20 protein-coding genes are annotated in these 22,451 nt (G+C 61.7%); 10 read left to right on the top strand and 10 right to left on the bottom strand.

Annotation, left to right across the window (positions count from 1 at the left end; translation table 11 throughout):
• Positions 1-59: 59 nt before the first annotated feature.
• The 3 genes from guaA to UF78_RS15600 all read right to left on the bottom strand — a co-directional run bounded on the left by guaA (position 60) and on the right by UF78_RS15600 (position 3,903).
• A complete protein-coding gene (gene guaA, locus UF78_RS15590; protein WP_045163124.1) occupies positions 60-1,640 on the bottom strand; it encodes a glutamine-hydrolyzing GMP synthase in 1,581 nt (526 codons plus the stop codon).
• A gap of 111 nt (positions 1,641-1,751) precedes the next feature.
• Positions 1,752-3,221: an IMP dehydrogenase gene (gene guaB / locus UF78_RS15595; RefSeq protein ID WP_045163125.1), complete on the bottom strand. Its 1,470-nt coding sequence runs from the start codon at positions 3,219-3,221 to the stop codon at positions 1,752-1,754.
• A 121-nt stretch (positions 3,222-3,342) separates the two neighbouring features.
• On the bottom strand, positions 3,343-3,903 hold the full coding sequence (locus UF78_RS15600; RefSeq protein ID WP_045163126.1) for a hypothetical protein: 561 nt from the start codon (positions 3,901-3,903) through the stop codon (positions 3,343-3,345).
• 147 nt (positions 3,904-4,050) lie between these two features.
• Between UF78_RS15600 and xseA the strand changes: the two genes are divergently transcribed.
• The 4 genes from xseA (at position 4,051) to UF78_RS15620 (ending at position 8,217) form a co-directional block, all read left to right on the top strand.
• Positions 4,051-5,430 (top strand): exodeoxyribonuclease VII large subunit, encoded by a 1,380-nt coding sequence (gene xseA, locus UF78_RS15605; RefSeq protein ID WP_045163283.1) that lies wholly within the window; start codon positions 4,051-4,053, stop codon positions 5,428-5,430.
• A gap of 36 nt (positions 5,431-5,466) precedes the next feature.
• Positions 5,467-6,285, top strand: coding sequence for a M23 family metallopeptidase (locus UF78_RS15610; protein ID WP_045163127.1), 819 nt, complete (start codon positions 5,467-5,469; stop codon positions 6,283-6,285).
• A gap of 22 nt (positions 6,286-6,307) precedes the next feature.
• A complete protein-coding gene (locus UF78_RS15615; protein WP_045163128.1) occupies positions 6,308-6,850 on the top strand; it encodes a hydrolase in 543 nt (180 codons plus the stop codon).
• Between the two features lie 62 nt (positions 6,851-6,912).
• Positions 6,913-8,217 (top strand): mechanosensitive ion channel family protein, encoded by a 1,305-nt coding sequence (locus tag UF78_RS15620; RefSeq protein WP_045163129.1) that lies wholly within the window; start codon positions 6,913-6,915, stop codon positions 8,215-8,217.
• A 47-nt stretch (positions 8,218-8,264) separates the two neighbouring features.
• Here UF78_RS15620 and UF78_RS15625 read toward each other — a convergent pair whose 3' ends face one another.
• Together UF78_RS15625 and UF78_RS15630 are read right to left on the bottom strand one after the other, a co-directional pair.
• A complete protein-coding gene (locus UF78_RS15625; RefSeq protein WP_045163130.1) occupies positions 8,265-10,397 on the bottom strand; it encodes a TonB-dependent copper receptor in 2,133 nt (710 codons plus the stop codon).
• A gap of 53 nt (positions 10,398-10,450) precedes the next feature.
• The gene (locus UF78_RS15630) at positions 10,451-10,840 is read right to left on the bottom strand and encodes a DUF2946 domain-containing protein (RefSeq protein ID WP_268988829.1); all 390 of its coding nucleotides are present in this window, start codon (positions 10,838-10,840) and stop codon (positions 10,451-10,453) included.
• Between the two features lie 297 nt (positions 10,841-11,137).
• On the opposite strand from UF78_RS15630, the gene leuA reads away from it, so the two are divergent.
• From leuA to UF78_RS15660, 6 genes are all read left to right on the top strand, one after another.
• A complete protein-coding gene (gene leuA / locus UF78_RS15635; RefSeq protein ID WP_045163132.1) occupies positions 11,138-12,808 on the top strand; it encodes a 2-isopropylmalate synthase in 1,671 nt (556 codons plus the stop codon).
• Between the two features lie 220 nt (positions 12,809-13,028).
• Positions 13,029-14,087 carry an NAD(P)-dependent alcohol dehydrogenase gene (locus tag UF78_RS15640; RefSeq protein ID WP_045163133.1) on the top strand — a complete coding sequence of 353 codons (1,059 nt, stop codon included), beginning with the start codon at positions 13,029-13,031 and terminating at the stop codon, positions 14,085-14,087.
• 105 nt (positions 14,088-14,192) lie between these two features.
• A complete protein-coding gene (locus tag UF78_RS15645; RefSeq protein ID WP_045163134.1) occupies positions 14,193-15,050 on the top strand; it encodes a carboxylate/amino acid/amine transporter in 858 nt (285 codons plus the stop codon).
• A gap of 98 nt (positions 15,051-15,148) precedes the next feature.
• Positions 15,149-15,880: an endonuclease gene (locus UF78_RS15650; RefSeq protein WP_045163135.1), complete on the top strand. Its 732-nt coding sequence runs from the start codon at positions 15,149-15,151 to the stop codon at positions 15,878-15,880.
• 125 nt (positions 15,881-16,005) lie between these two features.
• The gene (locus UF78_RS15655) at positions 16,006-16,632 is read left to right on the top strand and encodes a DUF2238 domain-containing protein (protein WP_045163136.1); all 627 of its coding nucleotides are present in this window, start codon (positions 16,006-16,008) and stop codon (positions 16,630-16,632) included.
• 5 nt (positions 16,633-16,637) lie between these two features.
• Positions 16,638-17,018, top strand: coding sequence for a DUF2784 domain-containing protein (locus UF78_RS15660; RefSeq protein ID WP_045163137.1), 381 nt, complete (start codon positions 16,638-16,640; stop codon positions 17,016-17,018).
• Between the two features lie 16 nt (positions 17,019-17,034).
• Here UF78_RS15660 and UF78_RS15665 read toward each other — a convergent pair whose 3' ends face one another.
• The 5 genes from UF78_RS15665 to UF78_RS15685 all read right to left on the bottom strand — a co-directional run bounded on the left by UF78_RS15665 (position 17,035) and on the right by UF78_RS15685 (position 22,430).
• Positions 17,035-17,829: an amidohydrolase gene (locus UF78_RS15665; RefSeq protein ID WP_045163138.1), complete on the bottom strand. Its 795-nt coding sequence runs from the start codon at positions 17,827-17,829 to the stop codon at positions 17,035-17,037.
• The gene (locus UF78_RS15670) at positions 17,817-18,965 is read right to left on the bottom strand and encodes a pyridoxal phosphate-dependent aminotransferase (protein WP_045163139.1); all 1,149 of its coding nucleotides are present in this window, start codon (positions 18,963-18,965) and stop codon (positions 17,817-17,819) included. Before UF78_RS15670 ends, UF78_RS15665 begins: the two co-directional genes overlap by 13 nt.
• Before the next feature lie 78 nt (positions 18,966-19,043).
• Positions 19,044-20,528 carry a ribosome biogenesis GTPase Der gene (gene der / locus UF78_RS15675; protein ID WP_045163140.1) on the bottom strand — a complete coding sequence of 495 codons (1,485 nt, stop codon included), beginning with the start codon at positions 20,526-20,528 and terminating at the stop codon, positions 19,044-19,046.
• 107 nt (positions 20,529-20,635) lie between these two features.
• Complete coding sequence (gene bamB / locus UF78_RS15680) at positions 20,636-21,784, bottom strand: outer membrane protein assembly factor BamB (RefSeq protein WP_045163284.1); 1,149 nt, start codon at positions 21,782-21,784, stop codon at positions 20,636-20,638.
• A 4-nt stretch (positions 21,785-21,788) separates the two neighbouring features.
• The gene (locus UF78_RS15685) at positions 21,789-22,430 is read right to left on the bottom strand and encodes a tetratricopeptide repeat protein (protein WP_045163141.1); all 642 of its coding nucleotides are present in this window, start codon (positions 22,428-22,430) and stop codon (positions 21,789-21,791) included.
• Positions 22,431-22,451 lie beyond the last annotated feature (21 nt).

The raw sequence follows: 22,451 nt of genomic DNA on the forward strand, positions 1-22,451 counted from the left end.
GCATAGGCGGGCTTTCATGTGCTGCGGGCTATAGGTAGCGACTATCGCCGGCTATCCGATCATTCCCACTCGATGGTCGCTGGTGGCTTGCTCGACACGTCGTAGGTGACGCGGGAAATGCCTTCGATCTCGTTGATGATGCGGTTGGAGACCTTCTCCAGCAGCTCGTACGGCAGATGCGCCCAGCGTGCGGTCATGAAGTCGATGGTTTCCACTGCACGCAGCGCGACGACCCAGGCGTAGCGACGACCGTCGCCGACGACACCGACCGACTTGACCGGCTGGAACACCACGAAGGCCTGGCTGGTCTTGTGGTACCAGTCGAAGTTGCGCAGTTCCTGGATGAAGATGTGGTCGGCACGACGCAGGAGGTCGGCGTATTCCTTTTTCACTTCGCCAAGGATGCGTACGCCCAGACCCGGGCCCGGGAATGGGTGGCGATAGACCATGTCGTACGGCAGGCCCAGCTCGAGGCCGATCTTGCGGACTTCGTCCTTGAACAGTTCGCGCAACGGCTCGACCAGCTTGAGGTTCATTTCCTCCGGCAGGCCGCCAACGTTGTGGTGGGACTTGATCACGTGGGCCTTGCCGCTCTTGGCACCGGCGGACTCGATGACGTCCGGGTAGATGGTGCCCTGGGCGAGGTACTGGATGTTGTCGAGCTTGCTGGCCTGGGCATCGAACACGTCGATGAAGGTGCGGCCGATGATCTTGCGCTTCTTCTCCGGGTCGGCTTCGCCAGCCAGATTCTCGAGAAACTGCGCTTCGGCATCGGCACGGATCACCTTGACGCCCATGTTCTCTGCGAACATCGCCATTACCTGGTCGCCTTCATGCAGGCGCAGCAGGCCGTTGTCGACGAATACGCAGGTCAGCTGATCGCCGATGGCCTTGTGCAGCAGCGCCGCGACCACCGAGGAATCGACACCGCCGGACAGGCCCAGCAGCACGTTGGCCGAACCGACCTGATTGCGCACCTGCTCGACCAGATCTTCGACGATGTTGGACGGCGTCCACAGCGCTTCGCAGCCGCAGATTTCCAGCAGGAAGCGCGACAGGATGCGCCCGCCCTGACGGGTGTGGGTCACTTCCGGATGGAACTGCACGCCGTAGTAACGACGCTCGTCATCACCCATCGCGGCGATCGCGCAGCTCGGGGTGCTGGCGAGGATATGGAAGCCTTCCGGCAGGTCGGTGACCTTGTCGCCGTGACTCATCCAGACGTCGAGGCCGAACACGCCGTCGTCGTCCATATGATCTTCGATGCCATCGAACAGCTTGGACTTGCCGACCAGATCGACCCGCGCGTAGCCGAACTCGCGCTCATCGGAACCCTGCACCTTGCCGCCGAGCTGCTCGGAGATGGTCTGCATGCCGTAGCAAATACCGAACAGCGGCACGCCCAGGTCGAACACCGCTTGTGGCGCGCGCGGGCTACCTTCAGCGTGAACCGACTCCGGGCCGCCGGCCAGGATGATGCCGCGCGGGTTGAAGGCACGGATGTCCTCGTCGCTCATGTCGAACGGATGCAGCTCGCAATAGACGCCGATCTCGCGAACGCGACGGGCGATCAGCTGGGTGTACTGGGAACCGAAATCCAGGATCAGGATGCGGTGGGCGTGAATGTCAGGATGAGACATGGGCTTTCCTTCGGAAAGAGCTTGAAGCTGAAGCCGGAAGCTGGAAGTGCAAGCCGAAGTCATCGCCTCGGCTTCCAGCTTCCAGCTTCCAGCGCCTGTTAAAGCGACGGATCAACCCACGCGGTAATTGGGCGCTTCCTTGGTGATCTGCACGTCATGTACGTGGGACTCGGCCATGCCGGCGCCGGTGATGCGCACGAACTGCGGATGGGTCCGCATATGGTCGATAGTCGCGCTGCCGGTATAGCCCATGGAGGCGCGCAACCCGCCCATCAGCTGGTGGATGATCGCGGCCAGCGAACCCTTGTACGGTACGCGGCCTTCGATGCCCTCGGGCACCAGCTTCTCGGCGCCGGCAGAGGAATCCTGGAAGTAGCGATCCGAGGACCCCTGCGCCTGGGACATCGCGCCCAGCGAGCCCATGCCGCGATAGGCCTTATAGGAGCGGCCCTGGAACAGCTCGATCTCGCCTGGAGCTTCTTCGGTACCAGCGAACATCGAGCCCATCATCACCGCGTTGGCGCCGGCAACGATGGCCTTGGACAGGTCGCCGGAGAAACGGATGCCGCCGTCGGCGATCATTGGAACACCGGTACCTTCGAGGGCGGCGGAGACGTTGGCGATGGCGGAGATCTGCGGTACGCCGACACCGGCGACGATGCGGGTGGTGCAGATCGAGCCAGGGCCGATACCGACCTTGACCGCGTCGGCGCCGGCCTTGACCAGGTCCAGTGCCGCTTCGGCGGTGGCGATGTTGCCGCCGATGACTTGCACCTGCGGGAAGTTTTCCTTCACCCAACGCACGCGATCCAACACGCCGCGCGAGTGGCCATGTGCGGTGTCGACGACGATCACATCGACACCGGCAGCAGCCAGTGCCTCGACACGCTCGGCAGTATCGGCGCCAGTACCAACGGCCGCGCCGACACGCAGACGCCCCTGGTCGTCTTTGGACGCCAGCGGGTAAGTCTTGGCCTTCTCGATATCACGGAAGGTGACCAGGCCGCGCAGATGGAAATTGCTGTCGACCACCAGCATCTTTTCGATGCGGTGCTCGTAGAGTTTGGTCTTGATCTCTTCGAGGCCGGTGCCTTCCTGTACGGTGACCAGCTCTTCTTTCGGCGTCATGATCGCGGCGACCGAATCGCCGGCATTCGGCGTAAAACGCAGGTCGCGGCCGGTGACGATACCGACCAGTTCCTTGCCGGACACCACTGGAAAGCCGGAGAAGCCCAGCTCATGCGCCTTGCGCAGCAACTCGCTGATCTTGGTTTCCGGCGTAACCGTCACCGGGTCATGGACGATGGCCGTCTCGTGACGCTTGACCTTGCGGACCTCGGCGGCCTGCTGCTCGATGTTCATGTTCTTGTGGATGATGCCGATGCCGCCTTCCTGCGCCATGGCGATGGCCAGGCGGGCTTCGGTGACGGTGTCCATTGCAGCCGAAACGAGGGGAATGTTCAGCTCGATTTCGCGGGTCAGGCGGGTCTTGAGACTGACATCCTTCGGCAAGACCTCGGAATAACCCGGGATCAGGAGAACATCATCGAAAGTCAGGGCTTCTTGGCTGATACGCAGCATGGCGGGGGCTCCCAGGCGGGAAAAAGGAAGCGCGGCATTATACCGAGCACGGGCGCATGGCTCAATCAAACAATGCGCCGCCGCGGCACGAATGAACAGCGTAGAGACACGTCACGCGTCGCTAGTAGGCGACTTCCACCAACGCCAACGGATACCCCAGCCGCTCAGTGAACTCCTCGATGAAGGAGCGGCGGAAGTACCGGCCTGGCCAGTTGTTGAAGATGAACCCCAGATCCGAGAAACCGCAGGGTTGGCTGAAGGGGAAGCCGTTGATGTCGTCCTCGTGCCCGCACTCCGGGCAGATGAAATTCTCCGTTTCGCCCGGCATCCACTCTTCTAGATGCTCCAGCAGCGCTTCGCCGATCTGCTTGCGACACTCCGGGCAGCGCGCTCGCCCTTCGAAGCCACGCTCGGGTGTATAGATGCAGCGATCGGTGATGATTTCCAGGCCGTTGCGCTCCCGTTCATAGGGCAGCAAGGCGGCGCCAGCCGGCTCCAGTACCTCGGCGGCGCGCGGACCGATGCCGTAGGCCAGGCGGCCCGGCGGCGCCGAACCGCACGCGGACAGGTGCGGGGCGATGATTCCGCGCTCCACCAGCCAACGCTGGATTACCCGTGCGCGCGACTGGGCGCCCGGGTAGCTGGAAATCTTCGGCACGATGATGAACTGCTGATCACTCATGGACGCTACGTCTGAAGGAAAGCGCGCAGCTTAATCGGCCATCGCCGCAGGTCAAGCCGTAGCCATGGCGGTCCCGACATCTACGAACCTTGCAACAAGGTACCGGTACGGATGAAGCGCCCAGCGTCTTGCCGTATCATCGCCGCCATGCTCAAAGACCCTTTTCAACGCCTGAACCTCGACCGCGAAGTGCTGACTGTCAGCCAGCTCAACGGGCGCGCCCGGCTGCTGCTCGAAGACGTGTTCGCCCAAGTCTGGGTGGAGGGCGAGATTTCCAACCTGGCCAAGCCCGCCTCCGGCCACATCTATTTCACCCTGAAAGACAAGAGCGCCCAGGTCCGCTGCGCGCTGTTCCGGCAGAACGCGCTACGTGTGCGGCAGGCCCTGCGCGACGGGCTGGCGGTGAAGGTGCGTGGGCGGGTGTCGTTGTTCGAAGGGCGTGGTGACTACCAGCTGATCCTCGACAACGTCGAGCCTGCGGGCGATGGCTCGCTGCGCCTGGCGTTCGAAGCATTGAAAGACAAGCTCAGTGCCGAAGGCCTGTTCGACGCCGCCGGCAAGCGCGCCCTGCCCGCTCATCCACGGCGCATCGGCATTGTCAGCTCGCCCACCGGAGCGGTGATCCGCGACATCATTTCGGTGTTCCGCCGGCGGGCACCGCACGTGGCCCTGACCCTGGTGCCGACGCCGGTACAGGGCCGCGAAGCGACCGCGCAGATCGTCCGTGCGCTGGAGCTGGCCGATCGCGGAGACTTCGATGCGCTGATCCTGGCGCGTGGCGGTGGCTCGCTGGAAGATCTCTGGTGCTTTAACGAGGAAGTGGTTGCACGGGCCGTGGCGGCCTGCGTGACACCCATCGTCTGTGCCGTCGGGCATGAAACCGATGTTTCCATCGCCGACTTCGTGGCCGACGTCCGCGCGCCGACGCCCTCCGCCGCCGCCGAATTGCTGGCGCCGAGCAGCGAAGACCTACGTCAGCGGCTGCAGAGTCTGCGTCAACGCCTGTTGCTGCGGATGCGTGATCGCCTGCATCGCAACAGCTCGCAACTGGAAGGTCTGACCCGACGCCTGCGCCATCCAGGCGAGCGCCTGCAACAACAGGCCCAGCGTATCGACGATTTAGAGCAGCGGCTTTTGCGCGGTATCGATCGACGGCTCTGCGCGGGCCAGGAACGCTTCGCGCGGCTGGAGACGCGCCTCGCTGCGCAGCATCCCGGACGAGCCCTGCATCTGTTGCGTCAGCGCCTTGAGCACCTGACCGGACGCATGCCACGTGCCATGCAGGAAGCGTTGAAAAGTCGCCGACAGCATTTACAAGGGCTGGCCCAGACCCTGAATGTGGTGAGTCCGCTGGCGACCCTGTCCCGCGGTTACAGCATTCTGCTCGACGAACGAGGGCAGGCGATTCGTCGCGCCGACCAGACTCAACCCGGCCAGCGCCTGAAGGCTCGCCTGGGAGAAGGCGAACTGGATGTTCGTGTCGAGGACAATCATCAGACGCCAGTGACGTTGTCGCTGCTGGACTAGCGCACTGGCCGCAACCCGCTCATCACAGGAATCACCATGCGTTTTGCCTTAGCCCTGCTGCTGTGTTTCGCCCTTCCCGTCCACGCCGAAGGTTTCCTGACCCGTCTGCTGAACAAGCCGGTGCCGGGCGGCGTGGCGGTGATCGGCCTGGGGGATGGCACCGAGGCGCCCAACGTGCGTTATGAAGGTAAACCGGTCCTGGTGGTACGCGAAGAAGGCCAACGCTGGATCGCCATCGTCGGGCTCCCGCTGACGGTAAAGCCCGGCCAGCAGCAGCTGGAAGTGAACGGCACCGCACGAACCTTCTCTGTCGGCGCTCGCGAATACCGCGCGCAGCACATCACGCTGAAAAACAAGCGTCAGGTCAATCCCAACCCCGCCGATCTCGAACGCATCCAGCGCGAGCTGGACGAACAGACCCAGGCCTACCAGCAGTTCAGCGCCCGACAGCCGAGCAACCTGTTGTTCGACAAGCCGGTCGACGGCGCCCTCTCGTCGCCGTTCGGGCTGCGTCGCTTCTTCAACGGTGAGGAGCGCAACCCGCATTCCGGCCTGGATTTCGCTGTCCCGGCCGGCACCCCGATCAAGTCACCTGCCGCTGGCAAGGTGATCCTCACGGGCAACTATTTCTTCAACGGCAACACGGTGTTCGTTGACCACGGCCAGGGCCTAATCAGCATGTTCTGCCACCTGTCGAAGATCGACGTAAAGGTCGGCGACGAACTGGCCCGCGGCGCGGTGCTGGGCAAGGTTGGCTCCACCGGCCGGGCCACGGGGCCGCATCTGCACTGGAACGTCAGCCTCAACGATGCGCGGATCGACCCATCGATTTTCATCGGTGCATTCAAACTCTGAATCCACTTTCAAGGACAACGACATGCTTATCCATGCGCAGGACTCCACGCTGCTCGTCATCGATATCCAGGAACGGCTGTTTCCCATCATCGAAGACAACACGGCGCTGGCCGAGCACAGCACCTGGCTGATCCAGATCGCCCAACGCGTCGGGGTGCCGGTCCTGCTCACCGAGCAATACAGCAAGGGCCTGGGGCCGACCATCGCGGCGCTACGAGACGGCATCGACGCGGACTCGATCATCGAAAAACTGCACTTCTCCGCAGCGCGCGACGGTGAGCTGTTCAAACGCCCAGGAGGCGAACGCCGGCAGTTCATCGTGTGTGGTGCTGAGACGCACATCTGCGTCCTGCAGACGGTGCTCGACCTGCTCGCGCGCGGCCATCAGGTGTTCGTGGTGGAGGAAGCTGTCGGCTCACGCCGCGCCCGCGATAAGGCCCTGGGGCTGGCGCGGATGCAACAGGCTGGCGCCAGCATCGTTTCGCGGGAGATGGTCGCCTTCGAGTGGATGGAGCAGGCCGGCACCGACATCTTTCGCAGCATCAGCCGCGAATTCATCCGCTAAGCAAAGACCCCGCAAGGGCAACGCTGCGACAGTCACATTCGATCGGACGGAGAAATGATCCCATGCAGGAAGACCTGAACGTCTGGCTGGAATGGCTGAGCGAGCATGCCGAGTTGCAGACCCTAGTAGCCAGCAGTGCGCTGATATTCGCAGCCTGGCTCGCCAACTGGGTAGTCAAGAGGATTCTGGTGCGCGGTCTGTACAAAGTACTGCGCCGCGCTCGCGAAACCGAACTGCAGGACTTCGGCATCATCCGCCGTTTATCGAATATCGTACCGGCGCTGGTACTGTCGATCGGCGTAAACACCGTACCGGGCCTGCCGGAAGCCGTCGTCACGGTGGTACGCAATGTCTGCGGTGGTTTCATCGTGCTGACCATCGCACTCGCCATGGGCGCGCTGCTGGACATCATCAACCTGCTCTACCAGCGGCGCGCCGATGCGCATGTCCATCCGATCAAGGGCTACCTGCAGGTGGTCAAGATCATCCTCTACGCCGTCGCCACCATCCTCATCATCGCCACGCTGATCGACCGCTCACCGCTGATCCTGCTGTCCGGACTCGGCGCGATGGCAGCGGTGTTGATGTTGATCTTTCAGGACACCATCCTCTCGCTGGTGGCCAGCGTACAGATCTCGTCGAACGACATCATTCGGGTCGGCGACTGGGTCGAGATGCCGCAACTCAACGCCGACGGCGAGGTCGTCGACATAGCCCTGCACACGGTGAAGGTGCAGAACTGGGATAAAACCATCACCAACATCCCGACCAAGCGCTTCATCAGCGATTCGTTCAAGAACTGGCGGGGCATGCAGCAAAGTGGCGGTCGAAGGATCATGCGCAGCCTTTACCTGGATCAGCAGAGCGTGCATTTTCTCGACCCCGAAGAATGCAAGCACCTGCACCGCTTCAACCTGCTGGATGACTACCTGACCGACAAGCGTCGCGAAATCGACGAGTGGAATGCCAAGCTCGAGAAACGCGGCAAGGAGCCGGTCAATACCCGACGCATCACCAACATCGGCAGCTTCCGGGCCTACGTGGAGCGCTACTTGCGCAATCACGGCGGGATTCACCAGGGCATGACCCTGATGGTGCGTCAGCTCAGCCCGACGGCGGACGGTCTGCCAATGCAGATCTACTGCTTCACCAACACGGTGCAGTGGGTCAGATACGAAAGCATCCAGTCGGATATTTTCGACCACCTGCTGGCCATCCTCCCCGAGTTCGGCTTACGTGTGTTTCAGCACCCGAGCGGCGCCGATATGCGTGAGGGCTACGGCTCGGTCAGCCAGTTGCTCAGCCGATCGCGGCCCGAACAGCACCAGCCCGACAAACGCGGCGAAGGCCAGCGGCTGGAAGATTGAGGGAATCGGGAGAGCCGTGCCGCAGGCCCTCCCGAGCTCCGACAGCATCAGAAGCTCATGTCCACCCGTGCCCAGTAGATTCGACCGGGTTCGTTGATACGAGTATCCGCGGCATAGCCGAAGCCGGCGCTTCCCGCCTGGTTAAGGTGCTCGCTGTACGTCTTGTCGAGCAGGTTGTCGATGCCGGCACTGAGCTTGTAATGCATATTCACGCGATAGGCGCCGTTGAGCGAGAACACGCCGAACCCGGCGCTATCGCCAAAATCCTTGCTGGTGACGTTGCCCTGCCCTTCTGCGATCCGGGTCTGCTTGGCCACCAGGCGCCACATGCCCGCCGCACTCCAGTCGCCCTGCTCATAAGTCAGCCCCAGTCGCCCTTCCAGGGGCGGAATCTGCGGCATGGGGCGATCGTCCGAACGATTCTTGCCCCAGGCATAAGCCAGGCTGGCATCGGTCTTCCAGTTCGGTGTCAGCCGGTAGCTGGCGCCAAGCTCACCGCCCATGATGCGCGCGTCGATGTTATCAACCGAGGTGCTGGTCATCATGCCCATCGGCACATAGTTGAACAGGATGTAGTCGCGCACCTGCCCGACGTACCCCGACGCCCACACAGCCAACGGCCCCTGCTCGTACTGAATGCCGACATCCAGCTGAGTGGTTTTTTCCGGCTTGACCGTTTCGAATGCCTGGATACTGCCAACGGGCCCGGTGCTGGCGGAAAACAGCTCCCAGTAATCGGGGAAGCGCTGAGCATGACCGAGTCCTATGTAGGCGGTGGCGGGGATATCGTTCAGGTCATGTTCATAGCGCAGGAACGCACTGGGCAAGGTATCGCTGCGCTCGTGATCGGCGGTCGGGTTCACCCAACTACCACCCATGGTCGTGGCAAACCGCTGCCGATAATCCTTGGCAGAGGCTCGGTCGAGACGTGCACCAGCGATTACCCGGTCATCCATGGCCGCATTCCAGGTCAACTCCGCGAAAGTCCCGTAGTTGTGGAAATCGGCGTCCTTGCTCCAGTTCGCCCGTTCATGACGGGTGTAGCCGGTCATCATGCTGAATGCCGAGGAGCGTTTGCGATGTTCATTGGTCTGGGCGTCAACCCCCGCGACCAATTCGTAGGCGTCCCATACCCAGGTGCCGGCCACTCGGCCGCCCAGCGTTCGACGATCGACATTGCTCGCCATGGGGTTGCCCATCATGCCGGTGCCTGACGGCCTACGCAGGCTGAAATTGTCCATTACATGGTCGGCATAGTTGTAGTAGAGGCGCGCCTCGATCTTTTGTAGCACCTGGCCCAGATTCTCGCGCTCGAAACGCAGCCCCAGGCTCTCCCGCTCGAATTGGCTACCGTCCATTCCGCGTCCCGCATAAGCGGCTTCGCCGTCACCGATGCCGGCAGTCAGCTCCAGCAGCGTGTCGGCATCGGGCGTCCAGCCGATCACCAGGTCGCTGCTCCACTTATCCCACTGCGAATGGACCCGGTCACCATTGCCGTCGCTGTAATCATCGGAATCCGAGCGGTTCGCCAGGAGTCGGACATAGCCCTGATCGTTGCCGGCCGCCGCATCGACGCTGCGATCGAAACGACCATCGGATCCGATCAGCAGGCTTGCATCGACGCGACCGCCGAGTTCGCTGAAGCGTTCAGGGTCACGTTCGAAGAGAATGGTTGCAGCGGAACCACCCGGCCCCCACAACACGGTTTGCGGTCCCTTGATCACGGTGAGCCGGTCATAGCTCTGCGGGGTGATGTAGGAACTGGGGGAATCCATGCGACTCGGGCATGCACCGAGCATCACCCCACCGTTGGTGAGCATGTTCAGTCTGGAACCGAACATGCCGCGAAACACCGGATCGCTGTTGGAACCGCCGCCGCGCACCGCGGAGAACCCTGGAATCGTCTGCAGGTAATCGCCTGCATCGCTCGCCGGCACGGGCTGACGAGGAATTTTCGGATCCGTAACCACGGTCAGCGGTGATTGTTGCGCCACACCAGTGATGACCATCGGCGTGAGTTCGATCGATTGATGTTGATGTGCTTCGGTTGCCATGGCATTGCTGGCAAGACTACCTAGCAGGGCCAGGTGAGCCAGTCGCCAATGCAGACGCGACGGCTGCAGGGCAAAGGTGGCGGACAGGCGCGGACGCGCCGAGCAGACAAGCGTGTTCTTGGACATACAGAGATTTCCACATCTGGATATTCGGACGCCGCGCACTGGCGGCTCGGAGATCAGCTGTGGACGGCGGGCGGTGCACGCGGATAGCCGGCGCCACCACGCGGCGCGGGCGGCAGCGGCCGTTGTGGACGCAGCCGGGCGTATGACGGCGCGTAGTAGGGCATCGCCATCTGGACGGTGAGCACCAACGCCGGGCTCAAGGTCAGCAACTCGCAGTAGCCGCACAGATCGAGCGCCGACAACCAGGCCGGCTCAGCGGCATTGGCCCGCTGGGGTTGGTGCCCGGCTTGAGCGTGCGCGTGATGGGAAGATTGGGCGATAGGTGCGGCAATCGACGACGTCAGTCGCGAAGCCGAATAAAGCGGACCGACATGAATCATCAGCATGGCGAAAAGGCCAAGCCATAAACCCGATGTGAGGTGCGCTTTACGAATCACGGAAATCCTTGCATGCGGGCATCCGCCCTGTCCGTTCAATCGGGGCGAATGATGGCACGGCTCGCCACCCCCGTTGAGTGCGACCCGGAGCCGCAACCTCTTAGCAATCCAATGCATGCTTCTGCGGCGCTAAAAGAACCAAATATCCGTTTATCGAACTTTTTTGAAATAAAACATCAATTTTATGCAAGCTGTTGCAATGAACCGTCGCCACCTACTAAATTCGAACCATCAACCCGTATCGATCCGCTCTGTCTTGCTCTTCGACGTACCACGCCCGGAGAGCCGCTCAAGGAAAACGCCATGACCATGCTCAAAGATCCCTCGAAAAAATATCGGGCTTTTCCGGTCATCAACCTGCCCGACCGCACCTGGCCATCGCAAACTATCACCCGCGCACCGATCTGGCTGAGCTCCGATCTGCGCGACGGCAACCAGTCGTTGATCGAACCGATGGACGCCGGCAAGAAGATGCGCTTCTTCAAGACCCTGGTGCAGGTTGGCGTAAAGGAAATCGAGGTGGGCTTCCCCTCCGCATCGCAGACCGACTTCGACTTCGTTCGTGAACTGATCGAAGGTGGCCACATTCCGGACGACGTGACCATCCAGGTGCTCACTCAGGCCCGCGAAGATCTGATCACCCGCACCTTCGAGTCGCTCAAGGGCGCCAGGCGAGCCATCGTCCATTACTACAACGCCACCGCGCCGAGCTTCCGCCGCATCGTCTTCAACCAGGACAAAGCCGGCGTGGTGGGAATCGCGGTCAACGCCGCGCAGGTCGTCAAACGTCTGGCCGACGCCGCGCCGGAGACGGATTGGCGTTTCGAGTACTCACCGGAAGTCTTCAGCTCCACCGAGACCGATTTCGCTGTCGAGGTATGCAACGCGGTTATCGAAGTCTTCCAACCGACGCCGGCGAAGAAACTGATCCTCAACCTGCCGGCCACCATCGAAGCGGCTACCCCGAACATCTACGCCGACCAGATCGAATACTTCGGTCGCCAGATCAACAAGCGCGACAGCGTGCTGATCAGCCTGCATACCCACAACGATCGCGGCACCGGTGTGGCTGCCACCGAGCTGGGCCTGATGGCCGGCGCCGATCGCGTCGAGGGCTGCCTGTTTGGCAACGGTGAGCGCACCGGCAACGTCGATCTGGTGACCGTGGCGCTGAACATGTATAGCCAGGGCGTCGACCCACAGCTGGACTTCTCGGATATCGACGCGGTGCGCAAGGTCGTCGAGGAATGCAACCAGCTGCCGGTGCACCCACGGCATCCCTATGTGGGCGATCTGGTCCATACCGCCTTCTCCGGTTCGCACCAGGACGCGATCCGCAAAGGTTTCAGTCAGCAGGACCCTGATGGCGTCTGGGAGGTACCCTATCTGCCGATCGACCCGGCCGACATCGGCCGTAGCTACGAGGCGGTCATCCGCGTCAACAGCCAGTCTGGCAAGGGCGGCATCGCCTATCTGCTGGAGCAGGAATACGGCATCAGCCTGCCACGGCGCATGCAGATCGAATTCAGCCAGGTGGTGCAGAAGGAAACCGATCGCCTCGGTCTGGAAATGAGTGCCAAGCAAATCTATGCACTGCTCGAGGCCGAGTATCTGCACGCCAGCACGCCCTACATGCTCAAGAGCCATCGTCTGCAGGAAGAGAACGGCACCAGCGCGGTGGATGTGGAAGTGGCCAGCGACGGCGAAGTCATGCATTGGCGTGGCATCGGCAAGGGCCCGCTGGAAGCCTTGGTCGCCGGGTTGCCGGTCAAGTTGGAGATCATGGATTACCACGAGCACTCGATCGGCGCCGGCAGCAACGCCAGGGCTGCGGCTTACATTGAAGTGCGCCTGGACGGTGAACGCTCGCTGCACGGTATCGGCATCGACGAAAACATCACCACCGCCAGCATCCGCGCGCTGTTCAGCGCATTGAACCGTGCACTGCGCGAAGCGACGTCCAAAGCCGCCTGAGGTTGGACGGCGAGCCCTGAATGGGCTCGCCGTTCAGGTTTGCGCTTGTGCCTGGGCGCAACAGCTCCTCGGGCCCATCGCCATATGCAGGTCGTATCCATAGCCGCTCTCCCCCGTTCCAGCAGGAACGCATCATTCATCAGCAGAATCGTGCAACCGCTCCGCGGCCATCGGCACTAGGATTGGTTTTCCGTTCAGACCATCAGTCCAAGGAGCCGCCATGAGCAATGCCATCGGTTACGCCGCCCACGATCCGAGCACGCCGCTCGTTCCCTATTCGTTCACCCGCCGCGACGTCGGTCCGAACGACGTAAAGATCGATATTCTCTACTGCGGCGTCTGTCATTCCGACCTGCATACCGCCCGCAACGAATGGAACAACACGCTCTACCCCTCGGTCCCCGGCCACGAAATTGTCGGGCGGGTAACGGCCGTTGGTGATGCAGTCAGCCGCTTCAAGGTCGGAGAAATCGCCGGCGTCGGCTGTCTGGTCGACAGCTGTCGGACCTGCCCGTCCTGTGACGAGGGGCTTGAGCAGTACTGCGAGAACGGCTTCACCGGCACCTACAATGGCCCGGCATTTGGCGGTGGCGAGAACACCCTTGGCGGTTACTCGGACAATATCGTGGTGGATCAGAAATTCGTTCTGCGCATTTCCCATAGCGAAGACAAGCTTGCCGCCGTCGCGCCGCTGCTGTGCGCCGGTATTACCACCTATTCGCCGCTGCGTCAGTGGAAGGTAGGCCCCGGCCAGAAAGTCGGCGTGGTCGGCCTCGGTGGCCTCGGCCACATGGCGGTGAAGATCGCCAATGCCATGGGCGCGCGCGTGGTGCTGTTCACCACCTCGCCGGACAAGAAAGAAGACGCGCTGCGCCTCGGCGCCAGCGAGGTGGTGGTATCGAAGAGCAAGGACGAGATGGCCGCGCATCTGAACAGCTTCGATTTCATCCTCAACACCGTGGCGGCGCCGCACAACCTCGATGCCTTTCTGAGCTTGCTCAAGCGTGACGCGACCATGACGCTGGTGGGTGCACCGGCCTCACCCCACCCGTCGCCCAGCGTCTTCGGGCTGATCTTCAAGCGCCGCCGCCTAGCCGGTTCGTTGATCGGAGGCATCGCCGAGACGCAGGAAATGCTCGATTTCTGTGCCGAGCACGGCATCGTTTCGGACATTGAGATGATCGAGATTCAGAACATCAACGAAGCCTACGAGCGAATGCTCAAGAGCGATGTGAAGTACCGTTTCGTCATCGACATGGCCTCGCTGAAGGCGGCCTAAAACTCCTGGGCCGAGAGTGCCTGCCATGCAACGCCCGTTGCTGGCAGGTCTTTCCTCTTTTCAACCGAACCGCTATGGTCGCCGGCCTTCTGCTGAGGAGCCGGCATGCGCTACCTGATCTTCGTCACTTTGCTCTGGGCCTATTCTTTCAACCTGATTGGCGCCTATCTGGCCGGGCAGGTGGATAGCTATTTCGCCGTGCTGACACGGGTCGTCCTGGCCGGCATCGTGTTCCTGCCGCTGACCCGCTGGCGTGGCGTCGAGCCGCGCTTCATCGCCGGCGTGACGTTGGTGGGCGCGCTGCAGTTCGGAGTCACTTATCTGTGCCTGTATCTGAGCTTCAACGTGCTGACCGTGGCCGAAGTGCTGTTGTTTACAGTGCTCACACCGTTGCACGTGACGCTGATCGACGATGCGCTCAATCGCCGCTTCAATCCCTGGGCGCTGGTAGCGGCAGCGGTTGCTGTACTTGGCGCCGGACTGATTCGCTATGACGGTATTTCCAGCGATTTTCTCGGCGGTTTCTTGCTGATGCAGCTGGCCAACTTTACCTTCGCCGCCGGGCAGGTGGGCTACAAGCATCTGGCGCAGCGGTACCCGTCCGATATCCCGCTTTATCGGCGCTTCGGCTATTTTTTCCTCGGTGCATTGGTGATCGTGCTGCCAGCCTGGCTGCTGTTCGGTCACGTCGACAAGCTGCCGACCACGGCGAGCCAATGGGGCGTGCTGATATGGATGGGGGTGCTGGCGACCGCGCTCGGCCAGTTCTGCTGGAACAAGGGCGCAACGTTGGTCGATGCCGGGACCCTGGCAGTGATGAACAACATGGCGGTACCGGTCGGGTTAGTGCTCAATCTACTGTTCTGGGGCACGGAAACCAACCTGGTACTGCTCGCCATCGGAGGGCTGATTATTCTCACCTCGCTGTGGATCAATCGCCTGGGCCGCAAGCAGGCCCAATGACACTATGTAACTTACTGTTATATATAGGTTTTATGGATTAGCAATTAAGATAGCGCACCCCGCATGGATGCGATTCTCAGTCCGTCGTCGAGAACCCCATGCGCCGTTACAGCTTGCTTCTGCTCGTCCTGTTTTTATCATCAACCGTGCATGCCGATGCGCCACGCACCTTTCGCGAAGCGAAGAAGCTGGCCTGGCATATCTACGCTGAACGGCCAGTGGACTTCTATTGTGGCTGCGCCTTCAAGGGCAGGCGCATCGATCTCGCCAGTTGCGGTTACGTCCCACGCAAACAGCCCAAGCGTGCAGCGCGCGTGGAGTGGGAACACATCGTTCCCGCCTGGGTGATCGGCCACCAACGCCAATGCTGGCAACAAGGCGGGCGCAAACATTGCACTTCGAGTGACCCGGTGTTCAGCAAAGCGGAAGCCGACCTGCATAACCTCGTTCCGGTGGTCGGTGAGGTCAACGGTGATCGCAGCAATTACGGCTTCGGCATGCTCAGCGAGAAGCCAAGCCAATACGGCGCATGCCCCTTCGTGGTGAACTTCAAGCAGCGCACCGCCATGCCGCCGGCGTACAGCCGTGGCGCTATCGCCCGCACCTACCTGTATATGAGCGATCGCTACGGGCTGCGTCTGTCGAAGCAGGACCGCCGACTCTACGATATCTGGAATCGCCAGCATCCGATCACCGAGTGGGAACGGTGGCGCAACCGCAGCGTCGCTTGCGTACAGGGCAATGCCAACCGCTATGTGGGCGCAGTGGATCTGAATCGCTGCGGCAAATCGATCTCTCGTTTTCCAGCGACACGCGCCGGGCGGGTCTGAGCGAGTCGCCTGGCAAGATGCCCTCAGAAGCCGGGCAATGACCGTTCACCGCCCGCTCGGATCTTGCGTGGCGCCGCGCATGCACTGCATGCTGGCAGCTTATCCGGCCACCATGGCGACGCCCGATGCAGGACAAAACGCTCTACGCAACCCTGGCCCTAGCGGTTCTGCTGGCGCTGATCGCCTCAGGCATCGCTCCATACGACCGCGCGACCTGGCTGCTGGAAGTCGCGCCGGTGCTGATCGCGATCCCTGTCCTGCTATTCAGCTACCGGCAATTCCCGCTTAGCCGTCTGCTCTACGTTGTGATCGCTATCCATGCGCTGATATTGATCCTGGGCGGCGCCTACACATATGCCCGGGTGCCACCAGGGTTCTGGGTACAGGAGTGGTTCGATCTCAGCCGAAATCCTTACGACAAGCTCGGCCATTTCCTACAAGGCGTGACACCTGCCCTGCTCGCACGGGAGATCCTGCTGCGCCTCGGCATGCTTGCGCCCGGAAAAATGCTGGGGTTTCTCGCGCTCTGTGTTGCGCTGGCATTCAGCGCCTTCTACGAACTGATCGAGTGGTGGGTAGCGCTGATCGCCGGGCAAGGCGCGGAAGACTTCCTCGGCACCCAGGGCGACCCCTGGGATACCCAGTCGGACATGTTCATGGCGCTGCTCGGTGCGCTGCTGTCGGTCTCCTGGCTCGCGCATACTCAGGATCGACAGATCGCCCGACAAGCGTTACCGAGCCCGCGAGCATAGCTGTCATGCTCCATCGCCTCGCCGCCGATGCGGTGCTTATCCTGCACCTCAGCTTTATCGTTTTCGTCTTGCTGGGCGGCTTGCTGGTGGCCTGGAAGCCCCGCCTGCTGTGGCTGCATCTGCCGGCGGTAGCCTGGGGCGTTTTCGTCGAATTGAGCGGACGTCTGTGCCCGCTCACCGACTGGGAAAACTCGCTGCGGCATCTGGCTGGTGAAGCCGGATACGAGACCAGCTTCGTCGAGCAGTATCTGCTGCCGCTGATCTATCCGAGCTGGCTGAGCGTACCAGCGCAATACCTATTGGCCGCTATAGTGGTGTTCGTCAATCTGTTGATTTATGGCTGGCTGATCGCGCGCTGGCGACGCAAGACCGCACCGCCAAGCTGACAACCGCGACGCTGGGCTAGACCTTCAGTTCGAATGCATCGCCGTCGTGATACGCCGGGAACTTGCTGCGGAACGCGGCCAAATCCTGGGCGCGTAACGTGGTTCGGAACACGCCGTCAGCAGCGCCCACTTCCAGCAACGGATCCCCCAGATAATCCAGCACCTGGCTATCGCCACTGTAGGGGTAGCCCTTGCCGTCTTCGCCGACTCGATTCACAGCCGCAACATAACATAGGTTCTCGATCGCCCGTGCCGGCAGCAGACGGTTCCAGGCGTCGCGCCGGGCAGCAGGCCAGTTGGCGGTGTAAAGCAGCAGATCGGTGTCGTGCGGATCGCGACTCCATACCGGGAAGCGCAAGTCGTAACAGATCAAAGGCCGCACATGCCAGCCGTTGAGCTCGAACAAAGCCTGTTGCTCGCCCGCCGTGTAGTGCTTGTGCTCACCCGCCATGCGGAACAGATGGCGCTTGTCATAGTGCGAAATCTCGCCGTTGGGCCGCGCCCAGAGCAGGCGGTTGCGATGACTGCCGTCTGCGGCTTCGATGATCACGCTGCCGGTTATCACCGCGTCCATACGCGCCGCCTGCTCACGCAACCAGGCGTAAGTCGGCCCTTCCTCGGGCTCGGCCAGTTCCGATGAGTTCATCGAGAACGCTGTAGTGAACATTTCCGGCAAAACGATCAGGTCGGCCCCACGCGCCTGTTCGAGCAAACCGACAAACCGCTCGCGGTTGGCAGCCGGGTCCTGCCAGACAAGGTTCGTCTGGATCAAGGCCAGTTCGAGGTCGGGCAAATCGTTCAGATCGCGCATAGCCGCTCCGCTGCCTGGCGCAGCGTCTCCTCTCGTTTGGCGAAGCAGAAGCGAACCAGTCGCGATTTTGCAGGAGGCTTTTGGTAAAAGACCGAAATCGGGATGCTGGCCACACCGTGCTCACGGGTCAGCCATTCGGACATGGCGACGTCGTCGAGATCCGGTCGAATAGCCGAATAGTCGGCCAACTGGAAATAGGTGCCCGCCGCGCGGCGGAAGCCAAAACGCGAGTCAGCCAGCAGATCGCAGAACAAATCGCGCTTGGCCTGGTAGAACGCCGGCAAGTCGCTGAGGTGTTCCGGATGCGCCGCCATGAAATCGGCCAGCGCCCACTGCAAGGGTGTAACGCCGGTGAAGCTGACGTACTGGTGAACCTTTCGTAGTTCGCTGCTGAGTGCGGCAGGCGCCACCACATAGCCGGTTTTCCAGCCGGTGACGTGGTAGGTCTTGCCGAAGGAACTGATGACGAAGGCGCGTTGATAAAGTTCTTCATGGCGCAACACACTGGCATGCTCGCGGCCGTCGAAAACCAGATGCTCGTACACCTCGTCGCTGAGTAAATAGATGTCCCGCTCGCGGATCAGATCGGTCAGCCGATCGAGATCTGCCAGGTCGATCAGTGCGCCACTGGGATTGTGCGGCGTGTTCAGCACGATCATCCGCGTACGCGGCGTAATCGCATCGGCCAGCTTCTGCCAGTCGATGGCGAAATCCGGCAGGCTCAGCGCCTGGTGGATGCAGATCCCGCCAGCCAGCTCCACCGCTGGCTCGTAACTGTCGTAGCAGGGATCGAAGACGATCACTTCGTCGCCAGGGCGGATGACCGCATGGATCGCACAGAAGATCGCTTGCGTCGCACCTGGGGTGATGGTGACTTCGGCGTCGGCGCTGACCTGGCGGCCGTAGAGCGATGCCACCTTGAGGGCGACCTGCTCGCGCAGCGCCGGCAGGCCGGCCATGGGTGCGTACTGGTTGTGCCCGGCCATGACATGGCGGGCGACGGCTTCACGCAGCGCATCAGGCCCGTCAAAGTCCGGGAAGCCTTGCGACAGGTTCAGCGCGCCGGTCTGAGCCGCCAGATGCGACATGGTGGTGAAAATGGTGGTGCCGACATTGGGCAGTTTGCTGGTGATCATGAATTCGCTCGGAGCTGAAAGTTGGAAGCAACGAGCCGGAAGCAAGACACTGCCAGCTCACGGCTTCCATACTTGAGGCTATCGTTTGTCGCGGCGCTTCTTCTCGGCCTTCTTGTGGTGCGACATGAGGCGGCGCTTCTTGTTTACCTGCCGGTCGGTGAGGGTGTTCTTTTTGCCCTCGTAGGGGTTTTCGCCACCCTTGTATTCGATGCGGATCGGCGTACCGACCAGCTTCAGCACACGCCGGTAGGTGTTCTCCAGATAGCGGGTATAAGACTTGGGAATCGAGTCGACCTGGTTGCCGTGAATTACGATCAGAGGCGGGTTGGCGCCGCCCAGGTGCGCATAGCGCAACTTGATCCGGCGACTGGCCACCATCGGCGGCGCATGCTCACGCACGGCGTCCTCGAGGATCTGCGTCAGGCGGCTGGTGGGCCAGCGGGTAACGGCCGAGGTGAACGAGGCCTGCACCGACTTGTACAGGTTGCCGACACCGGTGCCGTGCTTGGCGGAGATGAAGTGGATATCGGCGAACTCGACGAAGAACAACCGGCGTTCCAGCTCGGTCTTGACGTAGTCACGCTCGCTCGGCTCCATGCCATCCCACTTGTTCAACGCAATCACCAGCGCCCGACCGCTCTCGAGAACGAAACCGAGCAGGTTGAGATCATGCTCGACCACCCCTTCACGCGCGTCCATGACGAAGATCACTACGTTGGAGTCCTGGATGGCCTGCAGCGTCTTGACCACGGAAAACTTTTCCACCGCCTCGAAGATCTTGCCGCGACGACGGACGCCGGCAGTGTCGATCAGGGTGTATTTTTCATCGTCGCGTTCGAACGGGATGTAGATGCTGTCGCGCGTGGTACCGGCCTGATCATAGACAATGACCCGCTCCTCACCGAGCATCCGGTTGACCAGCGTCGACTTGCCAACGTTGGGGCGGCCAATGATGGCGATCTTGATGCCATCCTTTTCGCTCGGTCCGGGGATGCGCTTGAGCTCCTGCCCCTCCGCAACGACCTCGCCCTCTTCCGCCTCGCCTTCTGCTTCGGTTGTCTCGGCGTTGTCCTTGGGAAAGACACCGAGCGCCTGCTCCAGCATATGGCTGATACCGCGACCATGGGCGGCAGCGATCGGCAGGGCATCGCCAAGCCCCAGAGGGCTGAACTCCGCTCGGGCAATGTCCGGATCGATGCTGTCGACCTTGTTCGCTACCAGGAAGTGGCGCTTGTTCATCTTGCGCAGATGCTCAGCGATCATCTGATCGCCAGGGGTCATGCCGGCACGCGCATCGACCATGAACATCACCGCGTCGGCTTCCTGCATCGCTTGCAGCGACTGCTCGGCCATCTTGGCGTCGATGCCTTCTTCGTCTCCGGTCAAACCACCGGTATCGATGACGATGTAGGTGCGGCCCTGCCATTTGGCCTCGCCGTACTGGCGGTCACGGGTCAGACCGGCGTACTCCGCAACAATGGCGTCGCGACTCTTGGTCAGACGGTTAAAGAGAGTGGACTTACCCACGTTCGGGCGGCCCACCAGGGCGATTACGGGAACCATTCGGCTCTCCACTGCGATAATTCAGAAAACACGAAGGCCGCTGCAAAGCAGCGGCCGAATATTAGTGCCCCGCCCAAGCGAAACAGCAGACAGCTGAAATGAAGCCGTCAGTCCGCCTGGCGAATGGTCAACGCGACAAGCTTGCCGTCATTGCCGTAAGCATAAAGCCAGTCACCCTCGACGACCGGACGGGCACGCACGCCGTCGCTGTCGATACGGGTCCGGGCAACGAAACGGCCGTCGACCTGACTCAGAAAGTGTAGATAACCCTCCTTGTCGCCGACTACCACGTAACTGGAAAACACCGCCGGAGCGGAAAGCTGACGCCGCAGCAGCGAGTCGTTGTTCCACAGCACTGAAGTGGACCGCTCATCGATGCCCATGACAGTGCCATCGGCCTGACTCACGTAAACACTTCCGTAGCCCAACGCAACACCGGTCGCCGTCGACGCATCGCGCTGCCAGAGGATTCGACCGCTTTCCATATCCAGCGCCGCAGCACGGCCTTGGAAGGAGGCGACATACAAGGTACCGCCGGAGAGCAGCAGTCCGCCGTCGATATCGACGACACGCTCGAGTTCGGAACGGCCTTGCGGAACGGCAACGCGCTGCTCCCAGATCGGTAGGCCTCGGCTGGTGTCCAACGCCACGACCTTACCGCTGGAAAGACCGGCGATCGCCAGCTGATTGGTCAGCAAGGGGGCACCAGTACCCCGCAGGGTGAGCACCGCCGGGGAGCTTTCATAGCTCCAACGCTGCTTGCCGGTGTCGATTTCCAACGCGATCACGCGGTCGTCCTGGGTTTGAACCACCACTACATCGCCGTTCACCGCGGGCGCGGCAAGGACCTCACTGCTAACCTGACTGCGCCAGCGCTCTTCTCCGGTCGAGACATCCAGGGCCAGCACTTCGCCACGCAGGGTGCCGACCAACACCAGGCCATAGCCTGCCCCAACAGCGCCCGAGATCGGTACATCCAAATCGTTTTTCCAGTTGACCTTGCCCGTGGTGCGATCCATCGCAACCACCAGGCCTTCAACATCAGCGGCGAATATTTCGTTGCCGTAGACGACAGGTGCCAGAAGGTTATAGGTCTCGCCCTGGCCTTCGCCAATCGAGCGACTCCACTCCTTGTTCAACTGTATCTCGGCGTCGAACTTGACCAGTTCGGCGGGTTCGGGTTCTTTCTTGTCGTTGCTGCTGCAACCAGCAGCCAGGACGGCCAGGGTCAGCAGTGCGGCAGTTTTCCAACGCATCAATTCACGCCTCTCCACGAGCCAGATCGTCCAGTTTCAGCTGCAGGCCACCGATCGCGGCATCCTGCGAAAGCAGTTCTTTTGCCTTGGAATAGGCGGCATGAGCCTCATCAGGACGACCCAACTTGACCAGGAGATCACCACGCAACTCTTCACGACTGGCGCCGAACGCTTCGACTGCCTCGCCCTTGAGTAGTGCAAGCCCCTCTTCGGCCTTGTCCTGCGCCGCCAGGATGCGCGCGAGGCGCTGGCGTGCCAGCTCTTCGAGCGTCCTGTCGGCAGGCTTGTCCAACACACGCCGTAGCTCTGCCGCGGCCTCGTCGAGACGGCCGGTCTCCACCGCTACCTTGGCCACGAACAGGCTGCCGTACTGGGCGTAGTGCGAGCCTGCGAATTCCTTCTGCAGCAGATTGCCCAGACGCGAAACCTCGGCGGTATCCGCCCCATCCTGCTCCAGCGCGACATTGAGCAATTGCTGATAGAGCGCCGAAGCGCCCTGTGCCTGGTTGAGCTGATGTTTCTGCCAGAACTGCCAGCCGAACACCAGCACCAGAGCGAGTAAGCCCCCCAACAGCAAAGGCTTGCCGTTACGCTGCCACCACTCCTTGATTTGCGCCAGCTGTTCTTCTTCGGTACCCGAGGTCACACTGTCACTCCTTACATTCGC

The organism is Stutzerimonas stutzeri (assembly GCF_000952685.1).
Classification (GTDB): Bacteria; Pseudomonadota; Gammaproteobacteria; order Pseudomonadales; family Pseudomonadaceae; genus Stutzerimonas; species Stutzerimonas stutzeri_E.

Coding starts and splice junctions, on each gene's coding strand:
- bamB (WP_045163284.1), bottom strand. CDS start 21,784: ATGCGTTGGAAAACTGCCGCACTGCTGACCCTGGCCGTCCTGGCTGCT.
- xseA (WP_045163283.1), top strand. CDS start 4,051: ATGCTCAAAGACCCTTTTCAACGCCTGAACCTCGACCGCGAAGTGCTG.
- UF78_RS15600 (WP_045163126.1), bottom strand. CDS start 3,903: ATGAGTGATCAGCAGTTCATCATCGTGCCGAAGATTTCCAGCTACCCG.
- UF78_RS15650 (WP_045163135.1), top strand. CDS start 15,149: ATGCGCCGTTACAGCTTGCTTCTGCTCGTCCTGTTTTTATCATCAACC.
- guaB (WP_045163125.1), bottom strand. CDS start 3,221: ATGCTGCGTATCAGCCAAGAAGCCCTGACTTTCGATGATGTTCTCCTG.
- UF78_RS15670 (WP_045163139.1), bottom strand. CDS start 18,965: ATGATCACCAGCAAACTGCCCAATGTCGGCACCACCATTTTCACCACC.
- leuA (WP_045163132.1), top strand. CDS start 11,138: ATGACCATGCTCAAAGATCCCTCGAAAAAATATCGGGCTTTTCCGGTC.
- UF78_RS15610 (WP_045163127.1), top strand. CDS start 5,467: ATGCGTTTTGCCTTAGCCCTGCTGCTGTGTTTCGCCCTTCCCGTCCAC.
- guaA (WP_045163124.1), bottom strand. CDS start 1,640: ATGTCTCATCCTGACATTCACGCCCACCGCATCCTGATCCTGGATTTC.
- UF78_RS15640 (WP_045163133.1), top strand. CDS start 13,029: ATGAGCAATGCCATCGGTTACGCCGCCCACGATCCGAGCACGCCGCTC.
- UF78_RS15645 (WP_045163134.1), top strand. CDS start 14,193: ATGCGCTACCTGATCTTCGTCACTTTGCTCTGGGCCTATTCTTTCAAC.
- UF78_RS15615 (WP_045163128.1), top strand. CDS start 6,308: ATGCTTATCCATGCGCAGGACTCCACGCTGCTCGTCATCGATATCCAG.
- UF78_RS15620 (WP_045163129.1), top strand. CDS start 6,913: ATGCAGGAAGACCTGAACGTCTGGCTGGAATGGCTGAGCGAGCATGCC.
- UF78_RS15625 (WP_045163130.1), bottom strand. CDS start 10,397: ATGTCCAAGAACACGCTTGTCTGCTCGGCGCGTCCGCGCCTGTCCGCC.
- der (WP_045163140.1), bottom strand. CDS start 20,528: ATGGTTCCCGTAATCGCCCTGGTGGGCCGCCCGAACGTGGGTAAGTCC.
- UF78_RS15660 (WP_045163137.1), top strand. CDS start 16,638: ATGCTCCATCGCCTCGCCGCCGATGCGGTGCTTATCCTGCACCTCAGC.
- UF78_RS15665 (WP_045163138.1), bottom strand. CDS start 17,829: ATGCGCGATCTGAACGATTTGCCCGACCTCGAACTGGCCTTGATCCAG.
- UF78_RS15655 (WP_045163136.1), top strand. CDS start 16,006: ATGCAGGACAAAACGCTCTACGCAACCCTGGCCCTAGCGGTTCTGCTG.